The organism is Embleya sp. NPDC059237 (assembly GCF_042754105.1).
Taxonomy (GTDB): Bacteria; Actinomycetota; Actinomycetes; order Streptomycetales; family Streptomycetaceae; genus Embleya.
The window spans coordinates 335,119-357,554 of record NZ_JBHZAE010000009.1 but is presented as its reverse complement, the minus strand read 5'-3'; the positions used below and the strand labels follow the sequence as shown (position 1 = coordinate 357,554).

Sequence of the window (22,436 nt, the reverse complement as noted above, 5' to 3'; positions counted from 1 at the left end):
AAGATCCCTGCGCTATGCCGTGGATATGCGGTATGCGCAGGGTGGCGGGTCGATTCCCAAGGAACGCGCGGCTCGGGAGCGGTTGCGGTTGGACGCCGCCGACCACGACTGGCCGACGGTCGTCCAACTGCCGAGCCCGGTAGACGACGCGGAGCGCTCCTCGACGGCGGCGCGCGGCACCGGGATGGGGGCCGACTCCTCGTCTGCGGCGGCCATCGGGCTTCCATGTCCGCCGGACCGGTTCAGGCCTGTCGGGCGAACCCGGCGAGTACCTGCGGGATGGCAAGCCGCCGCGATGCGAAGTGGTCCACCGGGCCGACGTTCACGACCCGTACGGACGCGGCGCGTTCGGTCAGGCGGCGGGCGCAGTTCTCGGTGTTCGCGAACGGGACCGTATGGTCGGCGGCGCCACCGAACAGCACGACGGGTACCGAAGGCGTCCACGAGCAGGTCGCGTCGTTGGCCCGCAGCGCGGCTGCGAGCGCGTCGTCGGGCTGCCGCAGCCGGGCCACGAACTCGGCCCGGAACAGCCCTTCCAGGGTGTCGGGGAGCCGGTCGAGCACGTCCTTGTCGGGCAGTTTGCCGGCGAACAGGCTCGTCACGTTCTCGACCTGATCCGCGCGGAAGACCTCCGCCGGGTTCCGGTACAGACCGTAGATGGGGCCCCAGGCGAGCATGAGGTAGGCCAGCGAGAGGTTGGTTTCCTTGCCCTGGTACGCGAGCGCGGCGGGCCGCATGACCCCATCGAAGTCGTAGGGGCCGGCCACCGGGGCAAGCGCGCCGAGCCGCAGGTGCGGATCCGCACCGCCGTCCAACGACCGCGCCAGTGCCATCGCCGCGTGGCCGCCCTGGGAGAACCCGGTGACCAGCACCCGTTCGTCGAGCCGGAGGTGGGCCCGATCCGCCAACCGGCGGGCGGCGCGGATCAGGTCCAGGGAGGCCGTCGCCTCCGAGGCGGCGTGCTCGTAGGGATGGAAGCCGGGGCCGCTGCCCAGGCCGAGATAGTCGGGTGCGACGGTGAAGTGGCCCGCGCTCGCGAAGTACAGCGGATAGGTCAGGTTGTCGTGCGCGTTCGACCCGCTCGGCGCGCCCGCACGCTCGACGGTGGTGCCGTGCTCGTACACGACCACCCGCTGCGCGCGGGGGGCGCCGCTGGGGATCGCAACGACGCCGCTCGCCACGGTCGGCCGTCCCTGGGGATCGATGGTGCGATAGCGGACCCGGTGGACGTCGATCGGGTGGCGGGCGTCGGTTTCGGGCAATTGCTCGGCCTTGAGCACGTCCCGCACCTCCGCGCGCGTCAACCGCTCGACGTGGTGGGACAGGAGGGTCCCGCGGCCGGTCCCGTCGCCCCCGGTCCCGTTGCCACCGGCCGCCGACGCCGCGGGAACCGCTCCCGAACACGCCAGGAGGACACCGACACACACGGCGCCCGCACCCCGGGCAACCCGCTTGTACCGCGCACCGATTCCGATACCGATTCTGATTCCGCGCGATCCGCGCCGTAAGGATTCCATGCCTCCACGGTAGGAATTCCACTTCCCTCGATCACTCCACCGAGGCCCACGAACGATCGGGGGGTAACTCCAGCACGGGCACACCGGGAGACCGGAGGGCCGGAGAGCCGGAGGGCCGAAAAGCCGTACGTCAGGGGGCGTTTCAGGGGGAGAACGTTCCGGGTGGAGGAGACGTGGGTGCCCGGGTACCCGATCGACATGCGTTCGGAACATCAGCGGGATCGGGCGCGGGAGAACCACGTGTCGAACCGACGGGTGGGGAGGGCGTGTTCTCCACACGAGGCGTTGCTCCTCGGCGTCGGCCGACGAGGCGTAGGCGGCGACGCTCACCTCCTTGCCGGCCGGCGGCGCCGGCGCGGGACCTCAGTAGTCCGGCAGCGTGCGGCCCAGCTTGCGCAGTAGGTAGGTGAGTGTGGCCTGTTCGTCGGGGGTCAGGCCGGCGAGGAGGTTCGACTCGTTGTGGAGGTGTTCGCCGACCAGGGCGTCGATCAACTCCCGGCCCCGGTCGGTGAGTCGGATCAGGCGGCCTCGGGCGTCGCCTTCGGCGGCGCGGCGGGTGACCAAGCCGGCGCGTTCGAGGCGGTCGACACGTTTGGTCACCGCGCCCGAGGTGACCATCGTCGAACCGCTCAGCTCACCGGCGTTCAGCTCGAACGGCGCACCGGAGCGGCGCAGCGTGGCCAGGACGTCGAACTCGCCCCGGCCCATGTCGTATCGGCCGAAGACCCGGAGCAGCCGCTCCTCCAACGCCCAGTGCAGGCGCGAGATCCGACCGACCACATGCATCGGGCTCGGATCGAGGTCGGGCCGCTCGCGACGCCACTGGCCGACGATGCGATCGAGGGCATCGGCGTCCTCGGGCGAAACGGGGGCGGGGACGGGGACGGGCTCGGTGGGGTCCTGGGCCATGCTTGACGATCCTTTCCACGGAAAGTAATCTGCTTTCCATGGAAAGTATCTAGGCCGTCACGCCTGGACACAAATCGGCGACCCTCGCCTCCCCACCTCCCCGACCTCCCGCCCGCCCGGGCGGCGCCCTTTTCGGCATGCCCAAAAAACCGAAACCCCCGAACCCCCACCGGAAAGCAGAAATGTCACCGAACGCACACCCCCACTCGGCTCTGCGGTCGTGGCTGGGCGTCGCGGTCATCACCGCGAGCCTGTTCACCTTCGTCACCACCGAACTCATGCCCGTCGGCCTGCTCACCCCCGTCGGCTCCAGCCTGGACATCTCGGTGGGCGTCGCCGGGCTGATGGTCACGCTGTACGGCGTCTCGGCCGGCCTCGGCGTCCCGTTCATCGTGGCCTGGACCCGCCGCGTCAACCGGCGCACGCTGCTCACCGTGCTGCTCGCGGTATTGGCGCTGGGCAACCTGGTCACCGCGATCGCGCCCAACTACCCGCTCGTACTGGCCGCACGGCTCGTCATGGGCTTCGCCAACGGCGTCTTCTGGGCCATCGGCGTGAGCATGGCCATGCGTCTGGTCCCCGAACAGCACGCGAACCGCGCGGCGGCGGTGGCGCTTTCCGGCATCTCGATCGCCACGGTGGTCGGCATCCCGCTGGGCACCTTCCTGGAGGATCTGACGAGTTGGCGGACCACGTTCCTGATCTGGAGCGGTCTGAGCGCGGTGGTCTTCCTCGCCGTCGCGGTCACCGTCCCCTCGCTGCCGTCGCAGAACGCGGTGCCGGCCCGGGAGGTCTTCGGCCTGGCGGTCAAGAACGTTCCGCTGCGGCTGGTGATGATCACCGTCGTGCTGTACGTCCTCGGGCACTTCGGGGCGTACACCTTCGTCCGGCCGTTCCTGGAGGAGAAGTCGTCGGCCACGCCGGGCTTCGTCACCGCACTGCTGATCGTGTACGGAATCGGCGGCGCGGCGGGCAACTTCGCCGCCGGGTACACCGTCGGCAAACGCCTGCACGGCACCTTTGTCGTCGCCCTCGCCGGAATCGTGGCGGCCCTCGTACTCCTGCTGACCATCGGCCGGTCGCGCACCGGCGCGATCATCGCCCTGGCCCTGTGGGGCGTGTGCTTCGGCGCGGTGAACCTGTGCCAGATCAACCTGACGCTGGCCGCCGCACCGGACACCTTCGAGGCGGCCATGTCCATCAACACCCTCGGCTACAACACGTCCATCGCCCTCGGCGCGCTGTTCGGCGGCCTGCTCACCGACCACGTGGGCGTCGCCGGCGCCGTCGGCTTCGGCGTGGCCCTGACCACGGCCGCGCTGGCCCTCACCCTCGCGACTCGCCGCACCGGCGGGCGGACCCCGTCCGACACCAATACCGATACCGATACCCCGACGACCGAAGCCGAACGGCAGGCCCTGCCCGCCCGGTAGACGGATGAACTCGACCGCACATAAGGCGCGTTCAGCGCCAAGGGGCGGGAGAAGGACGCTGATCTGTCCCGTCGACCGAACACACCGAATCGCCCTCGTAGGTCTGCCTTTTCGGGTCCGCCCGCATACCCGGGAGCAGGCGCGGGGCAACAGAGAGCGAGCCCGGCGCACGCACGGATGCCCCGGACGCGATGCGCCACGGGTTCGACGGCACCTCAACCGGAAGCGGCGGCGGCTCTCACCGGCCGGCTCGAACGTGGCTTCCGTGCGGGTGGGTTCCTCTCGTACGTTGGACGGGTCGCGCCGGGGCAGGGCACGTCGTATGCGCATGTCCCGTTGCCACAGGCGGACTTCGGCCCGGGCATGCGCACGGGTCGAGGGGGAACCGTGAACCGCACCGAGTGGATCGGCTTCGTTCGGCTGGCCCGGTTACGGTTCCTGCTCTACAATATGCTGCCCGTCGCGCTCGGCGGAGCGGTGGCGGTGCACGAGGGGCATCGGATCGACCTCGGTTGGTACGCGCTGGCCCAGGGCTTCGCGTGGGTCACCCACCTGATGACGCACTACTGCAATGAATACTTCGATCTCGACGCGGACCGCGCCAACCGCTACCACACACCCTGGACCGGCGGCAGCCGCGCCCTGGTCGACGGCCTGGTCCGGCCGATCGTCTCGCTGTCCACCGCCTTCGTACTGCTCACCGGCGCGGTGTTCGTCGCCGTCGCGATGCCAACGCTGCCCACCCGCCTGACGGCCGCCGCCGGCATCGCGCTCGCGTGGTTCTACACCGCGCCGCCGCTGCGGCTGAACTATCGCGGACTGGGCGAACTGACCGTGGCCGTCGGCCTCAACGGGATCTGGCCGATCGTGGCGGTATCGCTGCTCGCGGGTAGCGTCCCCGGGCTGATCCTGCTGATCCTGGCGCCGACCGCGCTGTTGCAGGCGGCGCGGATGATGGTGATGAACCTCGCCGACATCGAGTCCGACGCCCGGGTCGGCAAACGCACCCTGCCGGTCCTGCTCGGACCGCGCCGGGTCATCGTGATCTTCACGCTGTGTCAGGTCACGGCCTATGCGGCGCTGATCGTGTTCGCGCTTGCGGGATGGGTCCCCTGGCCGGTTTGCGCGGTGATGGCGGGCACGGCGCCGCTGTCGGTGTGGCTGGTGGGCCGGCTGCGGTCCGGTGCGCTCGCCGACCACGACCCGCGCCGGATGACGCCCGTGGTGTTCTGGGCCTCCAATCACGTCGCCCTGATCGTGTGCGCGGCGCTGGTCGGCGTACTGGCCGAGACCGCCACGGATCCGCAGGTCAACGACGGTATGGCCGGCTCGTTGAGCTTCCTGACCGCGATCCTGGCCGGCTTCCTCGTGTTGTTCGGCGTACGCCTGGTGATGGCGCTGCGTCGGCTGCGCCGGGTGGACGAAACCGTCCCGATCCCCTGCCCCGCCGAGAATGCCTCGACCTGAACCCGGTCGGAGTGGGCAGCGTCCAAGATCGTAATCTGGGCGTATGTCCGACGAGCTTTCCCCGTCGCCCGAATCCGAGGCAATGTCGCCCGAATCCGAGGCGATGCCGGATTCCCCGCTGATTCGGAGCCTGCGTTCGGCCGTCGACGCGGCGCCCCGAGATCTGCCGCTGCGCCTGCACCTGGCCCAACTGCTGCTCGACGCCGGGCACTTGGACGCCGCCGTCGGCGAGGTGGCAGTCGCGCTCAGCCAGGCGCCGGCGGACCCGGCGGCACGGGCGCTGATGGCGCGGGCGATGGGCGGCGCGGCGCCGGCGGCGGCGGAGGCACCGGCCGCCGCGGAGACCCCCGCCGCTCCCCCGCAGCCGCAGTCGCCCCGCCCGGCGGGTTTCGACTGGGCCGCCGCCGAGGAGGAGGTCGAGGGCGTCGTCCCGACGCGCTTCGTCGCGCCGCCGGCCCCGGGCACCCCCGACGCTCCCCGCGCCCCCGAGGCGCCCCTCGCCGCCGACGGCTCCGGCGACCCCGGCGGCGCGAGCGCGTGGGACGTCGAGGCCCCCGAGGGGTTGCGGCTCGCCGACGTCGGCGGCATGCAGGAGGTCAAGGACCGCTTGGAGGCCGCGTTCCTGGCCCCGATGCGCAACCCCGAACTGCGCCGGCTCTACGGCAAGAGCCTGCGCGGCGGCCTGCTCCTGTACGGGCCGCCCGGCTGCGGGAAGACGTTCATCGCCCGCGCCGTCGCCGGCGAACTGGGCGCCAACTTCATCTCGGTGTCGATCAGCGACGTGCTGGACATGTGGATCGGCAACTCCGAGCGCAACATGCACGAGGTGTTCGCCACCGCCCGCCGCAAGGCGCCGTGCGTGGTCTTCCTCGACGAGTTGGACGCGCTCGGCGCCAAGCGCAGCCGTACCCAACACGGCGGCCTGCGCAACACCGTCAACCAACTGCTCACCGAACTGGACGGCGTCGGCGACGTCAACGAGGGCGTGTTCGTACTTGCCGCGACCAACGTGCCGTGGGACGTCGACCTCGCGCTGCGCCGCCCCGGCCGGCTCGACCGCACGCTTCTCGTCCTGCCGCCCGACCGCCCGGCGCGCGAGGCGATCCTGCGCTACCACCTGAGCCAACGTCCGATCGCCTCGGTCGACCTGGGCAAGCTGGTCAAGATCACCGACGGCTTCTCCGGCGCCGACCTCGCGCACGTGTGCGAGAGCGCCGCCGAGTCCGCGCTGCTCGACTCCGCGCGAACCGGCTCGGTCCGGATGATCGGCATGGCCGACCTGCTGGCGGCGGCGAAGGCGATCCGGCCGTCCACCGAGGCCTGGTTCGCCACCGCGCGCAACGTCGCGATGTTCGCCAACGACGGCGGCACCTACGACGACCTGCTCACCTACCTGCGAAAGAACGGCAAGCTGTGACCGAGCACCCGCTCGTCGAACAGGCCCGGGCGCTGCTGACGCTCGACCGGGACGAGGAGGCGGGCGAACTGCTCGCCCGGCGGCTGGCCGAGGACCCGGACGATGTCCGTGCGTGGGTGCAACTGGCCTATGTGCACCAGGGTTTGGGGCGGGACGAGGAGGTACTGACCGCCACCGCCGCGGCGTTGGCCCTCGCGCCGGACGACTACGAGGCGCTGATCGTGCGGGCGTACGCGCTCCGCCGGTCGACGCGGCGCGAGGAGGCGGAAGCCGCCGCGCGGACCGCGATCGGGCTCGCGCCCGAGTTGTGGAACGGATACGCGGCGCTGTCCGAGGCGTTGACCGCGTGGCAGGAGCGGTGGCCGGAGGCGTTCGACGCGGCCTCGATGGCGGTGCGGTTCGGCCCGGAGGCGGTCAACGCCCACCCCGCATTGTGGAAGGCGTCCCTGCTGGTCGGCCGCAACGACGTACGCGCCCGAGCCGTGCGCGAAGTGTTGCGCCTGGACCCGCAGAACGCCTGGGCGTTGGCCGAACTCGCCGACCAGGCCGAGTACGACGCCGCCCGCGCACCCGTGATCGGCGCCGGCGCCAAGCTCACCGCCTCCGCCGACGCCGCCGCCACGGCGCTGGGCGCCGACCCGACCTCGGAGCGCTTGCGCAAGCAGATCGACGCGGCCGTGTTCCGCATGTTGCGCGGGACCCGCTGGATCGCGCTGGTCTGCCTGGTCCTGGCCGCCCTCGCGGCCCGGGTCTTCCCCACCGGCGACGACGCCACGTCGTTGCCCGCCCCGTTCGGCACCCGCGTCTGGGCGCTGACCCTGATGGCCCTGGCCTGGGCCTTCGGCGCCTGGCGCCGCTACCGCCGGTTGCGCACGGGGGTACGGCTCAGCATGTGGTCGCTGGTGCGTCGGGTCGGCTGGGCCCGCCTGGTGGTGGGGCAATCCGCGTGGATCACCACCACCGCCGTGGTGGTCGTGCTGATCCCGTGGTCCGAGCGGCTGATCCCGCAGATCCTGTTCTGGGTGGCCCTGGTGCCCACCCTCCTGACGATCCGGCTGGAACGCGCGGCCGCGCGCTGACCGGCGCCGTCGGCGCAGAGGGCCCGGGTCAGCGCCCGACCGCGTAGCCCTGTACGCCGCGTGAATCCGCCGCCGCCGACAGCACGCCCGTGCGGGGATCGCGCGCGACCGCGCACAGGCGGCCCTGGGACCACGGTTCGTCGACCGTGACCAGGTGGCCCCGCTCGCGCAGTGCGGCGACGGCCTTGTCGCCGAGACGGGATTCGACCGTGAGGCTGCCGGGGCTCATCGTGCGGGGGTGGAACGAGCCGGGGAAGCTCGCGGTGTGCCAGTTGGGGGCGTCGATCGCGGCCTGGAGGTCGAGGCCGCCGAGGGCCACGGCGAGGAAGAAGTGCAGGGACCACTGGTCCTGCTGGTCGCCGCCCGGCGTGCCGAAGGCCAGCACGGGCATGCCGTCGCGCACGGCGATCGACGGGGACAGGGTGGTCCGGGGGCGGCGGCCCGGGGTGAGCGAGTTGGGCAGGCCGGGCTCCAGCCAGGCCATCTGGAGCCGGGTGCCGAGCGGGAAGCCGAGTCCGGGTATCGCCGGGCCGGACTGGAGCCAGCCGCCGCTGGGCGTCGCGGAGACCAGGTTGCCCCAGCGGTCGGCGACGTCGAGGTGGCAGGTGTCGCCCCGGGTCGCCCCGTCGGCGCGGACGGTCGGCTCGCCGGTGCCGGGCGGCCGGGTCGACCCGGCCTCCGCCTCGCCCTGCGCCACCGGCAGGCCGGGCAGGCGCGGGACCCGGCCGCCGGGGGCGCCGGGGCGCAGCTCGTGGGATGCCCGTGCGTCGATCAGCATGCGCCGGCCGGCGTTGTACCCGCCCGCCAGCAGGTCGTCGAGCGGCACCGGCGCGGCGTCGCCGTACCAGGCCTCCCGGTCGGCCATGGCGAGCTTGGTGCCCTCGACCAGGGTGTGCACATAATCGGGGTCGTCGTAGTCGAACTCGTCGGGCAGCAGCGCAAGTTGCTGGAGGAAGACCGGGCCCTGGCTCCACGCGCCGGGCTTGTACACGGTCCAGCCCCGCCAGTCGTGGCCGGCCGGCTCCTCGTAGTGGGCGGCATATCGCACGAGGTCGTCACCCACGAGGGTGGAGGCGTGGCGCCGTCCCGAGGTGTCCATCGCGGGCTTCGCGGCGAAGTCGGCGACGGCCTCGCCGATGAAGCCCTCGCGCCAGATCCGCCGGGCCGCCTCGATCTCCGCCTCGCGGGTGCCGCCCGCGCATTCACGCAGCAGCGTGCGCCAGGTGCGGGCCAGGGCGGGGTTGCGAAAGAGCGTCCCGGTCTGCGGCGCGGGCAGGTACACCTCGGCCGAGCTGGTCCACTCGGTCTCGAACTGCTCGCGCATCCGCGCCACGGTCGCGGCGAGCAGCGGCGAGACGGGGTGTCCCGACTCGGCGTAGCCGATCGCGTACGTCAGCACCTCGGCGAGCGGCTTCGTCCCGTGGTCGCGCAGCAGCGTCAGCCACGCGTCGAAGGAGCCCGGCACGGCGGCGGCCAGCGGCCCGGTCCCGGGCACGAGGTCGAGGCCGAGGGAGCGGTAGTGCCCGATGGTGGCCCCCTGCGGCGCGGGCCCTTGGCCGCACAACACCCGGACCGCGCCGCCCACCGGAGCGAGGATGATCGGCACCTCTCCGGCCGGCCCGTTCAGGTGCGGCTGCACGACCTGGAGCACGAAGCCGGCCGCCACCGCCGCGTCGAACGCGTTGCCGCCGTCCTCCAGGACCGCCATCGCCGACTGCGACGCGAGCCAGTGGGTGGTCGACACGACCCCGAAGGTCCCCCGTACGGTCGGCCGGCTCGTCCAGTCGCTCATCGCGCCTCCTCCGCGCCGGGCGTCCCGGCCCCGCCCTGGGGCACCGCCGAGCACGATCCGGCCAGTCTCGCGAAGTCGTACGGCTACCGAAAGTGATTCGGCGGGGTTGCGCACGCTTCGGCAAACCGGGGACACACGCTTCGGTAGACGAAAACGCACGCGTCGGTAGACGGGAACCCACGCATCGGCAGACGGGATCAACCGAGAGCGATTCACCAACTGTTGCCGAGCTGCTTGGCAGATGTTGCCGATTCCGCAGGATCGCCCGGCGAGTTGAATCGCTGTCAGCAGCCGGGCGAACAGCCCTCCACGAATGTGATCGAATCACCTCCCCTCCGATTGGAGCGCGCTGATGACGCCTGCCGCAGCGGCGGGACCCCGCCGACGGATCCGAATCGGCATCGACACCGGCGGTACCTTCACCGACGTGGTCGCGCTGGACGAGGAGTCCGGCGAGCTGGTCACCACCAAGACGCCGTCCACGCCGAGCGACCCGGCCGACGGCTTCATGAACGGCATCGACAAGGTGCTGGGCCTGCTCGGATGCACCGGGGCCGACGTCACCGCCGTCGCGCACGGCACCACGGTGGCCACCAACCAGCTCCTGGAAGACAAGATCGACCGCCTCGGGTTCATCACCACCGAGGGCTACGAGTACATCCTGGAGATCGCCCGCCAGGCGGTCCCGGACGGCTACGGCAACTCCTACTTCTGGGTCAAGCCGGACCGGATCGTCCCGGTCGACCTGGTGCACACCGTGGGCGGCCGGTTCGACCACAAGGGCAACGAGGTCCGCCCGTTCGACGAGGAGGGCGCCCGCGCCGCCGCCCGTCGACTGCGCGAGCAGGGCATCCTCACCATCGGCGTCTGCTTCCTGCACTCCTACGCCAACTCGGCGCACGAGGAGCGCATGCGCGAGATCCTGCGCGAGGAGCACCCCGAGGCGATCGTGTCGATCAGCTCCGAGGTGCTGCGCGAGTACCGCGAGTACGAGCGCTCGATGACCACCCTCGTCGACGCCGCGGTCAAGCCGCGTGTGGCCCGCTACGTCGGCGGCATCCGGCAGCGCCTGGACGCGTTCACCACCGCCGGCGAGGCGCCCCGCCGCGTGCCGTTCGCGATCATGAAGTCCAACGGCGGCGTGCTCTCCGCCGAGGAGGTCGTGCACCAGCCGATCACCACCGTGCTCTCCGGCCCGGCCGCCGGCGCCCTGGGCGCCGCGCTGATCGCCGAGAAGGCCGGCTTCGACAAGGTCCTGACCTGCGACGGCGGCGGCACCTCCACCGACGTGTCGGTGGTGCTCGGCGGCGAGCCGACGCTGACCACCGAGGGCACGGTCGGGCGTTTCCCGTCCAAGATCCCGATGATCGACGTGGTCACCGTCGGCGCCGGCGGCGGCTCGATCGCCTGGATCTCCCCCGAGGGCACGCTCAAGGTCGGCCCCCGCTCGGCCGGCGCCGACCCGGGCCCGCTGTGCTACGGCAAGGGCGGCACCGAGCCGACCATCACCGACGCGCACGTCCTGCTCGGCCGCATCCCCCCGCACCTGCTCGGCGGCGAGATCCCGCTGGACGTGGACGCCGCCCGTGAGGGCCTGACCAAGATGGCCGCCGAACTGGGCATGGGCATCGAGCAGTTGGCCAACGGCATCCTGGAGATCTCGGCCTGGAACCAGGCCAACGCGCTGCGCCAGATCACCGTCAAGCGCGGCCTGGACGTCCGCGACTTCACCATGGCCACCTTCGGCGGCTCCGGCTCGCTGCTGCTGTGCCGCCTCATCGACATCCTCGGCCTCGCCGGCGTCATCGTGCCGCGCGACCCGGGCAACGTCTCCGCGTTCGGCCTGCTCACCGTCGACGTGCGCTGCGACTACGTGCAGACCGCGGTCGGCAGCCACCCCGAGCTCGATCACCCCAAGGTGGCGGGCATCTTCGACGAGTTGGCGGGCAAGGCGGGCGACGCCCTCGACAAGGAGGGCTTCGCGGCCGAGGACCACCGCTACGTGCGCACCGCGGACCTGCGCTACTTCGGCCAGGCATTCGAGGTTCGGGTCCCGGTGCCGGACGGCCCGTTCACCGCCGAACTCGCCGACACCGTCGCCGAGTCGTTCCACGCCGCGCACGAGCAGCTCTACGGGTACAACTTCCGCGGCGACGCGAGCCAGCCCGTGGAGTGGGTCAACCTGCGCGTCACCGGCGTCGGCCCGATCCGCCGCCCCGAGCTGCGCGAACTCCCGGGCCGCGAGGACGATGTCGAGCGCGCCCGCACCGGCACCCGCGCGGTCTGCTTCGTCGACCGCGACGGCTACGTGGACACCGCCGTGTACGCGCGGCCCGAACTCGCCCCGGGCGACCTGGTCGTCGGCCCGGCGATCATCGAGGAGTTCGGCTCCACCATCCCGATCCACCCGGGCTTCGCCGCCCGCGTGGACGCCTACGGCAACGTCGTGGTCACCCGCGACACCGACACCACCTCGACCGCTTCGAAGGGAGCCTGAACATGAGCGCCGGCACCACCGCCACCACCCCGCAGGACGCGCTGCACGGCGTCGACCCCGTGCTCCTGGAGATCGTCGAAGGCACCCTCGCCTCGGTCGAGATGGAGGTCGAGACCGCGATCGGGCGCACCTCGCGCTCGCCGATGATCCGCGACGCACACGACTTCCGGGCGGGCATCCACGACCGCAAGTTGCGCAAGCTCACGGGTCGTTCGTACTCCGCGCTGGTGCACCCCATCGCCCGCGACTTCCCGCTGGAGACGATGCGTCCGGGCGACGTGTTCTTCCACAACGACGTGTACGAGTCGGAGGGCGGCATCGGCCACCTGCCCGACCTGTGCGTCACCGTCCCGGTCTTCGCGGACGGCCAAGTGGTCGCGTTCGTCCAGGCGTTCGGGCACCACGACGACATCGGCGGCTGCTGCCCCGGGTCGATGCCCTCGGGCGCGACCACGGTGTACGAAGAGGGCCTGATGGTCCCGCCGATCAAGCTGTGGGACCAGGGCGTGCCGAACCAGGCCGCGCTGCGCATCATGACCCGCAACTCGCGGATGCCCGACTCGCTCGCCGCCGACCTGGACGCCGAGTGCTCGGCGTGCCTGATGGGTTCGCGCCGGCTCGGCGAACTCTTCGAGCGCTACGGCCGCGAGACCGTCGAGGCGTGCTTCGACGCCATCCTGGACAAGACCACCGAGACCTACCGCCGCGAGATCCTGTCCAAGATCCCCGACGGCGAGTACGTCTGGGAGGACTACGCCGAACACGACGGCGTGGACGAGCCGATGCTGCACACGCAGCGGATCACCCTGACCAAGACGCCCGACAAGATCCTGATCGACTTCACGGGTACGTCGAAGCAGGCCAAGGGTCCGATCAACCACTGCGGCGACTACGCGGACGGCAACTTCCTCAAGAAGTGGCTCGCCCCGATCCTGCGCAACCTCGCGGACACCCCCGAGCGGATGGCCGAACTCGACGTCAACGAGGGCGTGGTGCCGCTGATCGAGATGAAGTTCCCGGAGAAGGGCACGCTGCTCACGCCGATCTTCCCGGCGCCGACCAACGCGCGCACCTTCGTCATCCTGCGCCTGCTCGGCGTGCTCTCCGGCGTGCTGGCCAAGGCGGTCGACGGCCGGATGCCCGCCGACCAGGAGACGATCCGCTACACCGGCGTGTACGGGCACGACGCGGAGGGCCGCTCGTACCTGATGCGCGAGGTGCTCGGCGGCGGCTCGGGCGGGCGCTACTACGCGGACGGCGAGGACACGATCCACGTCGTGCCGGACTCGCGCAACCTGCCGACCGAGTTCACCGAGTCGCGCTTCCCGTTCCTGGTCGAACGCCTGGGCCTGGCGGCCGACTCGGGCGGCCCGGGCGAGTTCCGCGGCGGCCTCGGCTACGAGAAGCACATCCGGATGTTGCTCGACGCGTCGTTCATGTCGATCGCCGACCGCTCGATCCTGTCCTGCTGGGGCGTCAAGGGCGGCAAGGCCGGCCGCCCCTTCCAGGTCGTGATCGACCCGGGCGGCCCGAACGAGCGCGAGATGGAGGGCCTGGTCGACGACGAGCCGGTCAAGGCCGGCGAGGTGATCCGGATCCGCACCACGGGCGGCGGCGGCTGGGGCGATCCCCTCGACCGCAAGACCGAGTCGGTCCTGCGCGACGTCCAGTGGGGCAAGGTCTCCCGAGCGGCGGCGGCGGACGACTACGGCGTCGTCCTGACGGGCGAGGGCGACGAGTTGGCGGTCGACGAGGCGGCAACGGAAGCACTGCGCGAGTCGATCCGCACGGCCCGCCCCGAGGTCGAGCCCTTCTTCGACCGCGGCCCGGGCTACGCCCTGCTGTCGGGCGGGCAGGCATACGCGGCAGTGGACATGCTGTAGGACCTCGCCAGGCAACGACGAGCCGGCCCCGACCGTTTCGACGGTCGGGGCCGGCCACGTTGTGGCGGCTTTCCCGCGGTCCTGCAGATGCAGGGGGACGGGTTCGCCGGCGGGACCGGTGCGCGCGGCGGCACGGGACGCCTGGATCTCCATGAGCGCGACCAGGCCGTGGACTTCGGCCTCGGCGGGCATCGAGTCGGCGAGCAGTCGCCCGAGCCGCAGCGCCTCCAGGCACAGGCCGGGCCGGATCAGGTCGTCGCCCGAGGTCGCCGAGTAGCCCTCGTTGAAGATCAGGTAGAGGACCTCGATGACGGACGCGAGGCGTTCGGCCGTCTCGGGACCCGTCGGGAGTTCGAACGGCACGCGCGCTTCGGCGAGCGTGCGCTTGGCGGTCGCGATGCGGCGGGCGATCAGCGGCTCGGCCGTGAGGAAGGCCCGGGCGATCTCGGACGCGGTCAGCCCACCGAGAAGGCGCAGAGTCAGCGCGACACGCGCCTCGGTGGGCAGCACGGAGTGGCAGGAGACGAACATGAGCCGCAGCACGTCGTCCTGCTCGTCGTCCTGCACGTCGTCCTGCTCGTGGACGCCATGCCCGGCACCCGCCTCGGGGCCGGGCTCGAGGCTGCGGATGTCCGCGTCGAGACGATGTTGTTCGGCCAGCTCGTGCGCGAGCAGTTCGCCGTGTTCCGCCGCCCGCCGGTCGCGGCGGATGTGGTCGACGGCGCGGCGTTTGGCGACGGTGGTGAGCCAGGCGCCCGGGTTGTCCGGGACGCCCGACCGGGGCCACTGCTCCAAGGCCGCGACCAGTGCGTCCTGCGCCAGTTCCTCCGCCACCCCGATGTCGTGCACCATGCGGGTCAGCGCGGCGACGATGCGGGCCGATTCCGTCTTCCAGATGGAATCGACCGTGCGGTGGACATCCGTCACGGGCCGAAGACCTGCTGGATGACGCTCTCGCCGTCACCGACGATCGCGCGGAACCGGCGACCGAGTGCGACGGCCTCCTCCTTGGAGCCGACCTCGATGAGCGCGAAGCCGACGACGGCCTCCTTGGCCTCGGCGAACGGGCCGTCGGTCACGGTGACCTCACCGCCCGCCGAGACCAGGCGCACGCCGCCGGGCTCCAGTCCGCCGGTGGCCAGCAACACGCCGGCAGCGCTCAGCTCGTCGATGAAGGCGCCCATCTCGGCGAACAACTTCTCGTCGGGGGCGGTGTCGTTCGGGCCGGCCTTGGTGGTCATCAGGTAGCGCATGGTGGTCTCCGGTCTCACTCGGTCTTGTTCGATCTCGTTCGCTCCGGCTGTATTGCCGGACGCTGACACGTCGCAGAGAAGATGTGACAGGGAATCGCATTATTCCCTGTCACATCGATGGATCGACGAAGGTGCGAGCCCCACGGAAGACGTCCGAGGTGGCCGGCCCGCCCCGAAGGAGTTCCACCGTGACGACCACCGCGCCTCTCCCGCACACCACCGCCGCCAACGCCAACGCCACAGGGGTGCGGGTCGACACCCGTGCGCTGCTCGCCTGCGCGGCCGTCGCCGGTCCGCTGTGGGTAGCCGTCTCGGTCGCCCAGGCGGCCACCCGGGACGGTTTCGAGCCGACCCGGCACGCGCTCAGCCAGTTGGCCACCGGCTCCCTCGGTTGGCTGCAGATCGCGAACTTCGTGATCGCCGGCGTCCTGGCGACCGCCGGCGCGGCCGGGCTGCGGCGGGTCATGCGCGGGACGCCCGGCGGTGTCGCGGTGCCGCGGCTGGTTCGGGTGATCGGCGTCGGCATGGTCGCCGCCGGGCTGCTGACGATGGATCCGGCGGACGGCTTCCCGGTGGGCACGCCGAAGGGCGTGCCGGAATCGATGAGTTGGCACGCGTACGGACACATGGCCGCCGGGTCGGTCACCTTCATCGCGTTGATCGCCGCCGGCTACCTGCTCGGCCGACACTTCTCCCGCCTGGGCAACCGGCGCCTCGCCGTCGTCTGCCGCGTCGCCGCCACGGTGAAGCTCGCCGGCGACGCGTGGGCGATGAGCGGCGGCGAAGCCGGCGCGCTGACCATCGCCATCGGCACGAGCGCCATGTTCGCACTGCTCGCGTACGTGGCCGTGCACTACCGACGCTCCGCCTGAGCGGCACGCCTTTCGGGCGACAACCCTGCACCTGTAACCCTTCAACCCCCTTCAACCCCCTTCAACCAGCAAGAAAGCGAGACGGTTCGATGCGCATCATCATTGGTGAATTCGTCAGCCTGGACGGCGTCGGTCAGGCCCCCGGCGGCCCCGACGAGGACACCGACGGCGGGTTCGCCCACGGCGGCTGGACCCACCCCTTCTTCGACCCGCAGGTGATGGGCGGCGCCCTCGCCGAATGGGCGGCCACCACCGACGCGCTGCTCTTCGGCCGGCGCACCTGGCAGGTCATGGCCGCGGCCTGGCCCGGCCGAGCGGGCGACCCCTTCGCCGACCACATGAACTCGGTCCGAAAGTACGTCGTCACCGACACACTCGGCGACGACGACCTGACCTGGAACAACACCACCCGCATCCCCGGCGACCGGACCCTCGACCGGATCCGGGAACTGCGCGCGACCGAGGGCCGAGACCTGGTGCTGATGGGCAGCCTCACACTCGCCCGAACCCTTCTGACCGAAGGACTGGTCGACGAACTGCGCCTGATGATCATGCCGGTGCTCCTGGGCGGCGGAAAGACCCTCTTCCCAACCGACGGCGCCCTGCGCACCCTCGAACTGGTCTCGACCAAGCTCAGCACCACCGGCGTACACGTCGCCACCTACCGCCCGGCACCCGGGGCGTAACGACCGACACCCGGCCGAACCCATGGACCAAACGCGGGGGAACCACCCTGATCTCCAGGGAGGTTCCCCCGCCGTTCGTCGCCGACCACCGGCCGGCAACGGCGGGCAGGAGGGGTCTCGGGTCGAGTCCACCCCTTCCTGGGCCCGACCCCCACCCAAGCCCACACCGTCGGCAACCACGTCGCCGTCACCGGCCGGGTGGCGCCGGTGCGGCGCGGGTCGGAGCCCTTTCGGTGGCGAGGTCTTCACCAAGAAAGACGGCGACGACGAGGAACACCCCGATCACGGCACGCGTCCCGTCCTGTGTTCCACGTGGCCGTGCCCGGCTGAGGGTCCGGGACAATGGGGCCTCAGGCCGACGCTCGTCGGCGACCTGCCGGCCGGGGAAGGCGAGGCATGACCGCGCGGCGCACCGACCCCCGGCCACCCGAGGCGTGGTGGTCGGAGGAGGACCAGGAATGGGTCCTCGGCGACAAGGACGAACACGGACGTCTCACGGGCCTGATCCGCTACTGGGACGCGGACGGCCGGTTCATCTGCGAGTCCGAGCTTGTGGCCGGCCGGCCGCACGGCGTCTTTCGGCGCTACGACCACCCCGGTGGCGAGTTGTCGCAGGAGGGCCGGTACACGGACGGCCGCGTCGACGGCGTACGGCGCTTCCACCGGCCGAGCACCCCGAAGCCACAGTCGCCGGAGCCGGGGTCTGGATACGGCTCGGGCGGCCCGTGGCGGGACGCGGTGGAGTCGGTACGTGTCTACGAGTGCGTGTACGCCGACGGCGTCCTGATCGGCACCCGTCATCTCGACGGAGCCGGGGTCGAGGTCCAACCCGGCTCGGGCGAGCCCGTGCCGCCGCGCCCCGAAGGCGTGGCACCCACGGCGAGCCGGCTGCCGGGTTCGGGGGACATCGCGTGGCTGTTCATGCGGCGGCGTGGCGAGCAAGGTGAGGAGACGCTCGAAACCCGGCACTGGTGGGCCGACGGCACCCTCCAGAGCGAGTGGACCGTCGACGGCACCGACCGGCGCTATTACCGCAGTGGCGTCCTCTGGCGGGAGGCCCGTCGGGTGCCCCGCGAGGACATCCACCCCCTGCACGGCACTTTGTGCTACCACGACGTGCACGGACTGCTGCGCCGTGAGTCCGGCCACGACTTCGGGTCCGGACGCGAAGTCGAGCGGCACCGGACCTGGCACCGCACGGCCGCGGAGGCGGACGGCCGCGGCGTCACCCGCTCCGGCCCGGTCGAGGATGGCGTCGAGGTGGGCCTGTGGCAGGTCCGCGACGCCGGTGGGACACCCGTACGGGAGGTCCGGCTCGGGCGTCTGTGGGGCGACGCCGATCTGCTGGCCACCCCGTCCGCCGCCGAACTGCCGTACAGCGAGGCGAAGTTGCACGCCGTACTCGCCGAAGCCGACGCCGACGACCCGGACGGCGGCCCCACGCAGCTGGCCCGGATCCGGCTCGCCGCCCGCGAGGGCGCCGCGGCGCTCGCGCCGGTCGTCGGCGACGAGCGGCCCTGGCCCGCCGTCATGGTCGACGGTCCCTACTGGCACGAGGGCGTACCTGTCTCGCCGCTGACCCCGCAGTCGTCACTCACCGAGGTGATCCATGCCCTGCGGTGGGGAGAGCCCGCGGGCCCGACCCTGGCCCGGCTCGCCCACGACCTCTTCCGGTACGGGCACCCGCACACCGCCCTGGACGCCATCGAAGCGGCCCTCCTCCTCGGCGACGACGCCGACCGGCACCGGACACGGGCGGTCCTGCTCAGGGCCCTCGGCCGCGACGCCGATGCCGACGCCGTCGTCCCGGGACCGGACCACGTCGACCCGGCCGCCACCCGTCTGCTGCTCGCCATCCGGGCATGCCCCGCCGACAACGGCCCCCGGACGGCCTATGCGGAGCTGGTGGCCGTCTCCCACCCCGAGCACGCCCGGCTGATCAACGCCCAGTGCGGCGGCAACGCGGACGACGAGGACGCCGCCGTGGCCGCGTACGTGGCCGCGCTGCCCGAGGAGGTGCGTGACGTCCTCATCGGCGACCCGGAACGCGGGTTCGTGCGCTCGGTCACCGACATGGAAGCGGAGACCTTCCTGCGCCACCACGACGCCCTCTTTCGTGCCGCACCCGAAGACGACTGCCTTGAACTGCAGTTCGCGAGCGACCATTTCGCCGAGATCTCGCTGCTTCCCGCGCTCGGCCGCTACCGCGGCCTACGCACCTACGACACCCACCTGGACGGCGACGCCGCGGCCCGGCTGGCCCGCTCGCCGTATCTACGACAACTGGAAAGTCTCGCGCTGCCGGATTCCAACCTGGACGACGACGCCCTGACCGCCCTGCTCGCCGGCCACGGCTACCCGCGCCTGCGTGAACTGGACGTGTCCGCCTCACGTTACGACGAGCAAAAATTCACCTCGGCCGGGCTCCTGCGGCTGCCCGATGCCGTCTTCGCGCCGCATCTGGAGCGCCTCGACCTCAAGCGCAGCACCTTCGACGATCTCGACAGCGCCTTGGCAACGGTCCTACCGGCACTGCCGCGCCTCACCGACCTCACCCTCGACAGCCACCTGCTCGGCGACGGATTGCTGACCCGGCTGAGCGAGCTTCCCAACCGCTTCACCGCGCTCGACCTCGCGAGCGGCGCCTTCACTCGGGCAGGCGTCGACGCGCTGGTCAACTCCCCTGCGGCAGCCGGCCTCCGGAGTCTCGCCATGGCGATCGACGGCGACACTACCGGCGCCGCCATGCTCACCCTGGTGCGCGGGCGGCGGCTGGGCGCCCTGCGGACGCTCCGGCTGTCCGGGGGCCATCCCGACCGGCTGCCACCCGAGATCGGCCCCGCCCTCGCGGAGTCGGTGTTCACCGAATCGCTGGAAACACTGCGGCTGAACGGGGGCCGCCTCGGCCCCGACGGCACCGCCGGACTGGCAGCGGCACCGTTCCGGCGGCTGCGCCGCCTCGACCTCGGCAACTGCGGCATCGGCGACCACGGAGCGGCCGTACTGGCCCGCACGCCGATGCCGCCCACCCTGCGGTGGCTGGTGCTCGACACCAACGACATCGGCGACGCGGGCGCACTCGCCCTGGCCCGCTCACCCCACCTGACCGGACTCGAAGGACTCGAACTCCGGCACAACCGCTTCGGCGACCGCGCCACCCGGGCACTGCGCGCCCGCTTCGGCGGTGCGCTGTACAGCTGACGCGGCGGGCGGGGAGGGGCTCGGGTCGAGTCCGCCGGGGTGCCTTTGCGGGTGGGTCGGGTGTGTACGGCGGGCGTGGTGCTTTGGCCGGGAGGCCGGAACCGGCCAGAGTCGCCGGGCCGGCCGCCGCCGGCGTGCGGGGCTCCAAGACGGGGACTCCCGGCGCGAGTTGCGCTTTGCTCGGCGGAAAACCGACCAACAGTGGCGGGCAGGGAGGGGCTCGGGTCGAGTCCGCCGGGGCGCCTTCCCGAGTGGATTCGGAGTGCTTCGGGAGGGGGTGGGGGTCGAAACCGGATCGCGATGGGTGGTTCGGAGCTTTGGGTCTCGGTGACCTGCGGTTTTGTGTGGTCGGGGCGGAGAATCGGGTGTCGAGCGCCGGTTTCGTGCGTCTGGGGCTCCTCAACGGCGGTGGGAGAGACCGAAACTGCCCGGTCGAGGCGGTTTCGCGCGCTTCGGTCTCACGCAGACCGGCGAGGACGACCGAAACTGCCCAGTGGGGGCCGGTGAGGGCCGAAACCGGATCCCGAGGCACCCGAAACGGCTCCCCTTTCACTCCCACCTGCGGTTTTCTCTCACTTCGGCGCTGCGGTACCCGACGCCGTCCGGTTTCGTGAGCCTTCGTCACTCACATGCCCACCACACACCGAAACACCCCAACCCACTCGGAAAGGCCCCTGGCAAACGCAACCCGGCCCCGCACCCCTCCCCGCTGCTGCCGGCCGGTTTTCCGCCGAGCAAAACGCAACTCTCGCCGGGAGCCCCGGTCTTGGAGCCCCGCACGCCGGCGGCGGCCGGCCCGGCGACTCTGACCGGCCCCCGGTCCTCGGCAACCAAGACGCAAGCTCCGCCGAAACCACCCGACCCACCCGCAAAGGCACCCCCGCCGACTCGACCCGAGCCCCTCCCCGCCCGCCACTGTTGGTCGGTTTTCCGCCGAGCAAAGCGCAACTCTCGCCGGGAGCCCCGGTCTTGGAGCCCCGCACGCCGGCGGCGGCCGGCCCGGCGACTCTGGCCGGTTCCGGCCTCCCGGCCAAAGCACAACGCCCGCCGCCGGCATCCGGCCCGGCCGGCCTGGTTATTGGTACTCCGGTGTGGCTGTGTTGGGCTGCCTGGGGGTCTCGACGTGTCCTGCGGTGCCGGTGTGCTGCCGTTGCGCTCCTGCTGAGGTACGTCCCTTCTTCACGAAGCCGGCCTCGTCCACGGTCGGTGCCGCGCTGCCGTGTGCGTACCGCAGCGCGGGCACCGGATCGGGACTCGACCTGACCGAACCGGTTCGTGATCCGAGCCGTGACCCTGTCGAACAGCCCTCGCCCGCCTGCGGGCCCGGTCTACGCTACGGCCGGCGGGGTTATGGCCTTGGTGAGGCGGGTGGTTCCGTCGTCGCCGGTGTGTGGCTCCGACCGGTACCCCTCGCCCTGGTAGAGGGCGATGTTCTGCCGGCTGTGGACGCCGGTGTGCAGCACGAGGCGGCGGCAGCTCGGGTCGGCCGCGGCTTCGGCGGTGCGCAACAGCCAACGGCCCAGTCCCCGGCCCCGCAGGTCGGGCACGACGCCGAGCCGGCCGACGTGCCAGTCGGTGTCGACGCGTCGGGCCCGCACCATGCCCAGCAGCCGGCCGTCCCGCCACAATCCCATGGCGTGCCAGGTCGCCAGCCACTCGCCCATCTGCTCCGGCGACTCGTGCAAGGCCGGGATGTCGAGGGTGTCGTTGGCGAGAGCCTCGTCCACCCAGCAGCACCGCTGCACCACCGTGACCTCGGGAGCGTCGTCAGGGGTCAGCCGTCTCAGGTAGGAGCCCGGCAGCGGGCCGGGCGGCAGGCCGGGGCGTGCTCCTTCGCGCATCGGACGCAGGGCGTGGGCAACCCGGACCAGTTCGTCCAGGACGCCGACGGCCGCCCCGGCAAGAGTGGCACTCGGGCGGATCCGGCCGTCTTCGACGGCGTCACCGATGCGTATCGCGACCGTGCGTCCCAACGGCACCAGGCGCAGTGTGGTCACCACCTGCTTGGCGTGCTGGACCGCGCGCGTGCCCGCGGAAGTGTTCCCGTAGCTGACGAAGCCGATCGGTTTCCATGCCCACTCGCGACCGAGGTAGTCGAGCGCGTTTTTCAGAGTCGCCGGCATTCCGTAGTTGTACTCCGGGGTCACCACAATGAAGCCGTCCGCGGCGTCCACGAGCGCGCTCCATCGTCTGGTGTGTTCGTGCGCGTAGAGGCCCGACGACGGATGCTCCTCTTCGTCCAGGAAGGGCAGGTCGAGGTCGCCGATGGCCATGGGCACGAGTTCGACGTCGAGTTCCCCGGCGCGAGGCGTGATCGTCTCGATCAACCACGTGCCGACCGCCGGGCCGAGGGCGCCGGGCCGGGTGCTGCACACGAGGACGAGGACGCGCGCCGTTTTCGTTGACATGGAAACGAAAGTAACCGCTAGA

The 22,436-nt window shown here is 71.6% G+C and carries 14 protein-coding genes and 1 pseudogene; 9 read left to right on the top strand and 6 right to left on the bottom strand.

Annotation, left to right across the window (positions count from 1 at the left end):
- Positions 1-242: 242 nt before the first annotated feature.
- Complete coding sequence (locus tag ACFXKZ_RS28185) at positions 243-1,304, bottom strand: lipase family protein (protein WP_380003824.1); 1,062 nt, start codon at positions 1,302-1,304, stop codon at positions 243-245.
- A 576-nt stretch (positions 1,305-1,880) separates the two neighbouring features.
- Positions 1,881-2,426, bottom strand: a complete 546-nt coding sequence (locus tag ACFXKZ_RS28180) for a MarR family winged helix-turn-helix transcriptional regulator (protein WP_380003823.1) — start codon at positions 2,424-2,426, stop codon at positions 1,881-1,883.
- A 182-nt stretch (positions 2,427-2,608) separates the two neighbouring features.
- Here ACFXKZ_RS28180 and ACFXKZ_RS28175 point away from each other — a divergent pair, with 182 nt between their 5' ends.
- From ACFXKZ_RS28175 to ACFXKZ_RS28160, 4 genes are all read left to right on the top strand, one after another.
- Positions 2,609-3,859 carry an MFS transporter gene (locus tag ACFXKZ_RS28175; RefSeq protein WP_380003822.1) on the top strand — a complete coding sequence of 417 codons (1,251 nt, stop codon included), beginning with the start codon at positions 2,609-2,611 and terminating at the stop codon, positions 3,857-3,859.
- A 387-nt stretch (positions 3,860-4,246) separates the two neighbouring features.
- The gene (locus ACFXKZ_RS28170) at positions 4,247-5,326 is read left to right on the top strand and encodes a prenyltransferase (RefSeq protein WP_380003821.1); all 1,080 of its coding nucleotides are present in this window, start codon (positions 4,247-4,249) and stop codon (positions 5,324-5,326) included.
- A 103-nt stretch (positions 5,327-5,429) separates the two neighbouring features.
- A complete protein-coding gene (locus tag ACFXKZ_RS28165) occupies positions 5,430-6,743 on the top strand; it encodes an ATP-binding protein (RefSeq protein WP_380003898.1) in 1,314 nt (437 codons plus the stop codon).
- A complete protein-coding gene (locus ACFXKZ_RS28160; protein WP_380003820.1) occupies positions 6,740-7,822 on the top strand; it encodes a translation initiation factor IF-2 in 1,083 nt (360 codons plus the stop codon). Before ACFXKZ_RS28165 ends, ACFXKZ_RS28160 begins: the two co-directional genes overlap by 4 nt.
- 28 nt (positions 7,823-7,850) lie before the next feature.
- Here ACFXKZ_RS28160 and ACFXKZ_RS28155 read toward each other — a convergent pair whose 3' ends face one another.
- Positions 7,851-9,614 carry a gamma-glutamyltransferase family protein gene (locus tag ACFXKZ_RS28155; protein WP_380003819.1) on the bottom strand — a complete coding sequence of 588 codons (1,764 nt, stop codon included), beginning with the start codon at positions 9,612-9,614 and terminating at the stop codon, positions 7,851-7,853.
- Positions 9,615-9,966: 352 nt separating this feature from the next.
- Between ACFXKZ_RS28155 and ACFXKZ_RS28150 the strand changes: the two genes are divergently transcribed.
- Both ACFXKZ_RS28150 and ACFXKZ_RS28145 read left to right on the top strand, forming a co-directional pair.
- Positions 9,967-12,111 carry a hydantoinase/oxoprolinase family protein gene (locus tag ACFXKZ_RS28150; protein ID WP_380003818.1) on the top strand — a complete coding sequence of 715 codons (2,145 nt, stop codon included), beginning with the start codon at positions 9,967-9,969 and terminating at the stop codon, positions 12,109-12,111.
- 2 nt (positions 12,112-12,113) lie between these two features.
- Entirely contained in the window at positions 12,114-13,994 is a 1,881-nt protein-coding gene (locus ACFXKZ_RS28145; protein ID WP_380003817.1) for a hydantoinase B/oxoprolinase family protein, read from the top strand.
- Positions 13,995-14,063: 69 nt separating this feature from the next.
- Here ACFXKZ_RS28145 and ACFXKZ_RS28140 read toward each other — a convergent pair.
- A pseudogene (locus tag ACFXKZ_RS28140) lies at positions 14,064-14,921 on the bottom strand (RNA polymerase sigma factor); the annotation flags it as partial.
- Positions 14,918-15,265 (bottom strand): YciI family protein, encoded by a 348-nt coding sequence (locus tag ACFXKZ_RS28135; RefSeq protein WP_380003816.1) that lies wholly within the window; start codon positions 15,263-15,265, stop codon positions 14,918-14,920. The gene ACFXKZ_RS28135 and the pseudogene ACFXKZ_RS28140, both read right to left, overlap by 4 nt.
- A gap of 170 nt (positions 15,266-15,435) precedes the next feature.
- On the opposite strand from ACFXKZ_RS28135, the gene ACFXKZ_RS28130 reads away from it, so the two are divergent.
- From ACFXKZ_RS28130 to ACFXKZ_RS28120, 3 genes are all read left to right on the top strand, one after another.
- Positions 15,436-16,119, top strand: a complete 684-nt coding sequence (locus ACFXKZ_RS28130) for a DUF998 domain-containing protein (RefSeq protein WP_380003815.1) — start codon at positions 15,436-15,438, stop codon at positions 16,117-16,119.
- Positions 16,120-16,208: 89 nt separating this feature from the next.
- A complete protein-coding gene (locus ACFXKZ_RS28125; RefSeq protein WP_380003814.1) occupies positions 16,209-16,805 on the top strand; it encodes a dihydrofolate reductase family protein in 597 nt (198 codons plus the stop codon).
- 396 nt (positions 16,806-17,201) lie between these two features.
- Positions 17,202-20,006: a hypothetical protein gene (locus ACFXKZ_RS28120; protein WP_380003813.1), complete on the top strand. Its 2,805-nt coding sequence runs from the start codon at positions 17,202-17,204 to the stop codon at positions 20,004-20,006.
- Positions 20,007-21,334: 1,328 nt separating this feature from the next.
- Here the strand turns inward: ACFXKZ_RS28120 and ACFXKZ_RS28115 are convergent.
- Positions 21,335-22,414: a GNAT family N-acetyltransferase gene (locus tag ACFXKZ_RS28115; RefSeq protein WP_380003812.1), complete on the bottom strand. Its 1,080-nt coding sequence runs from the start codon at positions 22,412-22,414 to the stop codon at positions 21,335-21,337.
- Positions 22,415-22,436 lie beyond the last annotated feature (22 nt).